The 4,680-nt window shown below is 61.5% G+C and carries 4 protein-coding genes; 3 read left to right on the top strand and 1 reads right to left on the bottom strand.

Going from position 1 to position 4,680, the window contains the following annotated elements; genetic code table 11:
• The coding region (locus tag ACIQ2A_RS25520) for a porin (protein WP_398484798.1) at positions 1–1,181 on the top strand (1,181 nt) is incomplete at its 5' end.
• Positions 1,182–1,255: 74 nt separating this feature from the next.
• Here ACIQ2A_RS25520 and ACIQ2A_RS25515 read toward each other — a convergent pair.
• The gene (locus tag ACIQ2A_RS25515) at positions 1,256–1,903 is read right to left on the bottom strand and encodes an alpha/beta hydrolase (RefSeq protein ID WP_233021841.1); all 648 of its coding nucleotides are present in this window, start codon (positions 1,901–1,903) and stop codon (positions 1,256–1,258) included.
• Between the two features lie 219 nt (positions 1,904–2,122).
• Between ACIQ2A_RS25515 and ACIQ2A_RS25510 the strand changes: the two genes are divergently transcribed.
• A complete protein-coding gene (locus tag ACIQ2A_RS25510; RefSeq protein WP_398484796.1) occupies positions 2,123–3,289 on the top strand; it encodes a cysteine desulfurase family protein in 1,167 nt (388 codons plus the stop codon).
• A gap of 104 nt (positions 3,290–3,393) precedes the next feature.
• Positions 3,394–4,680 (top strand): Fe-S cluster assembly protein SufB (gene sufB / locus ACIQ2A_RS25505; protein ID WP_398484795.1); only part of this gene is annotated, 1,287 nt, incomplete at its 3' end.

The raw sequence follows: 4,680 nt of genomic DNA, 5'->3' as shown, positions 1-4,680 counted from the left end.
ATGCGAATTTTCAGCTCGACTTCACCCAGGATCGCGACAGCATCGCCGGCGGCTTCACCGAGGTCGATTTCGCCTTCATCCAGTTCGCAGGCTTCACCTTCGGCAAGGCGGTGTCGCAATTCGATCCGCAATGGGCGCTGACCAAACCCTATATCTCGTCGGGCTTCCTTGCCGGCTCGAACAACACGACCGGTCTGCCGCAAATCGCCTACACCGCTGAATTCGGCAATGGCGTATCAGCATCGATCTCGCTTGAAAACGCGTCGCCCTATCGCAATGCCGGTCTCTACAATACCGCGAACTTCATTGTCGCCCCCGGTGCAGGCCAGTTCGGCAACCAGAATTACGGCACGGTGTCGAACACGTTCCTCGGCAATTCCTATGGCGGCAACCACATTCCCGATATCGTCGGCAATGTCCGCCTCGACCAGAAGTGGGGCTCGCTGCATTTCGGCGCGGCGATGCATACGATCACGCCTGGCTTCTGGGGCGCGAATCAATCCTTCGGCCACGCCGATGATTCCTACGGCTTTGCGGTCACCGGCGCGGTTGAATTCAAGAACCTGCCGACCGGCGCCGGCGACAGCCTGAAGCTCGAGGCGTCTTACGGCAAGGGCGCGACCAAATACGTCTTTGGCGGCGGCACGCTGGATACGCAGGGCGGCGGCCGTTTTGCGAAGTTTGAGGGCAACACCGTCGGCTTCGGCTATCTGCTCGATGGCGTGTTCGCGCCGAATGGCCAGATCCAGCAGGCTGAGACCTGGCAGATCAGTGCGTTCTACGAGCATTACTGGAACACAAACTGGCGCACTTCGCTGTTCGGCAACTACAGCCACATCTCCTATGGCGACGGCGGCAATGCGTTGCTCGCGGCGGCGTTCAGCCCTGCAGGTGGTCGGCTCGGCACCAGCACCGCGGCAGCGCCGACGGGCACCAATGTCGGCAGTCTCTCGGACACGACGAACAATTTCGATTTTGCTATCGCCCAGATCGGCACGCGCACGGCATGGACGCCGGTCAAGAACCTGACGCTCTCGGCCGAATTCACCTATACGCGGCTCGATCAGAATCTCGGCGGCACCTATATGGGCAATGTCACCGGCCGACCCGCGGGGCAGGCTTACGAGATCCGCGACCAGAACCTGTATAACGGTTCGGTGCAGATCCTGCGATCGTTCTGATCGCAGCACCTTCGCAACGAAAAAGCCCTCGGGCGGTCGGCCGAGGGCTTTTTGTTTGATACTCGCAGCAGTGCTTAGCGCACGTTGGCGAGGCGCATGTCGAGATAGCTGGTCACCGATTCCATCAGCGGCTCGAGCTTGTTGTCGAAGAAGTGGTTGGCGCCCGGGATGACCTGCTGGTCGATCACGATGCCCTTCTGGGTCTTCAGCTTTTCGACCAGCGTATTGACGTCCTTGGCCGGCACCACGGCATCCTTGTCGCCATGGACGATCAGGCCCGAGGACGGGCAGGGCGCCAGGAACGAGAAGTCGTAGAGGTTGGCCGGCGGCGCGATCGAGATAAAGCCTTCAACTTCCGGGCGGCGCATCAGAAGCTGCATGCCGATCCAGGCGCCAAAGGAGAAGCCGGCGACCCAGCAGGCGCGGGCTTCGGGATTGATCGACTGCGCCCAGTCGAGCGCTGCAGCGGCGTCCGAGAGCTCGCCGGTGCCGTGGTCAAACGAGCCCTGGCTGCGGCCGACGCCGCGGAAATTGAAGCGCAGCACCGAGAAGCCGCGATGCACGAAGGCGTAATAGCACTGGTAGACGATCTGGTGGTTCATCGTGCCGGCGAATTGCGGGTGCGGATGCAGCACCATCGCGATCGGCGCATTCTTCTGCTTGGCAGGATGATAGCGGCCTTCGATACGGCCGGCAGGGCCTGCAAAAATAACTTCGGGCATCGTGATCCTTGGTCCCGGTCTCGGCGCGGCGGTCGTCAGCGCGCCCGGTGAGACGGGCAATCGGCGCCGCAGGAGGCCGCGCCGGGTGGAGTGGAGGCCGCGTTCTACCATAAGCGCAGGGGCGAAAAGCAAGCATATTGAACGCATCAGGTGCGGCCGGGCGCGCATTCGGTGCCGGTTTGGTCTAAGAGACGCAATCAGGATTGCAGGAGATCAGGTTTGGCGCGGGAGCGTGTCTATCTCGACTGGAACGCGACCACCCCGCTGCGCCCCGAAGCGCGGGCGGCGATGCTGGCCGCCATGGATGCCGCCGGGAACCCGTCATCGGTGCATAGCGAAGGCCGGCAGGCGCGGCGGATCGTCGAGGACGCCAGGGCCGCCGTGGCTGCGGCCGTTGGTGCCGAGGCGCGTCAGGTGGTTTTCACCTCGGGCGGAACCGAGGCCAATGCACTGGCCCTCGTGCCGGGCATCGCCCGGACGGGCGGGGCACCGGTGGAGCGGTTGATCGTTTCGGCTGTCGAGCACCCCTCGGTGATGGCGGCGGGAAGGTTTGATACAAAGCTATCAATGATGCTCGACGTTGATCGGGACGGCGTCGTGGATCCTGCCCGATTGCAGGCTTTGCTGGCGGGCGGGCCGCCGGCGCTTGTGTCGGTTATGCTCGCCAATAACGAGACGGGAGCGCTGCAGCCCGTTGCTGAAATTGCTCAAGCGGTCCGTGACGCAGGCTGCGTCCTGCATGTTGATGCGGTGCAGGCGCTTGGCAAGATTTCGATCGATATCAAGGAATTGCAGGTTGATCTTCTATCGATTTCTGCGCACAAGATCGGTGGCCCCAAGGGCGTCGGCGCGCTGGTGATTGGCGACAATCTCATTGGTCCGGAGCCACTGCTGCGTGGCGGCGGTCAGGAGCTGTCGCGGCGTGCCGGGACCGAGAATGTGATCGGAATCGCGGGCTTTGGCGCGGCTGCAAAGGCCGCCATCGCAAGCCTGCCTGACATGGCGAAAATTGCCGAACTGCGTAAAATTCTTGAGGCAGGCTTGCGGCAGCACAATGGCGTCACCGTGTTCGCCCAGGATGCTCCCCGCCTGCCGAACACGATCCTGTTCGGCGCCCCCGGCCTCCGCGCCGAGACGGCCGTGATCGGATTCGACCTCGAAGGTATCGCGGTATCGTCGGGTTCCGCCTGTTCCTCTGGTAAGGTCCAGCCATCCCATGTCATTGAGGCCATGGGCTTCGGACCGGAACTCACCCGCAGCGGTATCCGGGTCAGCCTGGGGTGGACGACCACGGAAAGCGACGTCCAGCGGTTCCTGGAGGCTTGGAAAAAGCTCGCGGGATCATTAATTAAGCAGAGCGACGAAACAGAGGTTGAACGGTTCTAAGGCTGGTGATTTTCCCGCCGGAACGTCGTAAAGACCCCAGCAAGTTCTGAATTTTGGTTTGGTTATGTCCACCGCGGTCCTTGAAACCGCGAGCGGAGGATTGAATGGCTGCCGTACAAGAGACGATCGATCAGGTCCGCCTCATCGATGTCGATCAATATCGTTATGGATTCGAGACCGACATCGAATCCGAGCTCGCCCCGAAAGGGCTGAGCGAAGATATCGTCCGATATATTTCCGCGAAGAAGAACGAGCCCGACTGGATGCTGCAATGGCGTCTCGAGGCCTATCGCCGCTGGCTGACCATGGAAGAGCCGACTTGGGCGCGCGTCGATTATCCGAAGATCGACTTCCAGGACATTCACTATTATGCGGCGCCGAAGAAGAAATCGATCGCCTCGCTGGACGAGATCGACCCCGAGATTCTGAAGACCTACGAGAAGCTCGGCATTCCGCTGCGCGAAGTCGCGATGCTGGAAGGCGTCGAACCGCAGCCGGGTGACGAGAATCCCGAGCGCCGCAAGATCGCTGTCGACGCCGTGTTCGATTCGGTCTCGGTCGCCACCACCTTCCAGGCCGAGCTGAAGAAGGCCGGCGTGATCTTCATGCCGATCTCGGAAGCCATCCGCGAACATCCCGATCTGGTGAAGCAGTATCTCGGCACGGTCGTTCCGACCTCCGACAACTTCTACGCCACGCTGAACTCGGCCGTGTTCTCCGACGGTTCCTTCGTCTACATCCCGCCGGGCGTCCGCTGCCCGATGGAGCTGTCCACTTACTTCCGCATCAACGAGCGCAACACCGGCCAGTTCGAGCGCACGCTGATCATCGCCGACAAGGGCGCTTACGTGTCCTATCTCGAAGGCTGCACGGCACCGCAGCGCGACGAGAACCAGCTTCATGCCGCCGTGGTCGAACTCGTCACCCTCGACGATGCCGAGATCAAATATTCGACGGTGCAGAACTGGTATCCCGGCGACAGCGCGGGCAAGGGCGGCATCTATAATTTCGTCACCAAGCGCGGCGATTGCCGTGGCCGGAACTCGCATATCTCCTGGACGCAGGTCGAAACCGGCTCGGCGATCACCTGGAAATATCCCAGTTGCATTCTGCGCGGCGACAATTCGCAGGGCGAGTTTTACTCCATCGCCGTGTCGAACGGATATCAGCAGGTCGATAGCGGCACCAAGATGATCCATCTCGGCCGCAACACCAAAAGCCGTATCGTCTCCAAGGGCATCTCCGCCGGCAAATCGCAAAACACCTATCGCGGACAGGTCTCGGCGCATCGCAAGGCCGAAGGCGCACGCAATTATACGCAATGCGACAGCCTGCTGATCGGGCACGACTGCGGCGCTCATACCGTTCCCTATATCGAGTCAAAGAATCCG

The sequence above is a fragment of the Tardiphaga sp. genome, assembly GCF_044336785.1.
Taxonomy (GTDB): Bacteria; Pseudomonadota; Alphaproteobacteria; order Rhizobiales; family Xanthobacteraceae; genus Tardiphaga.
This window is presented reverse-complemented; position numbering and strand designations above follow the sequence as displayed.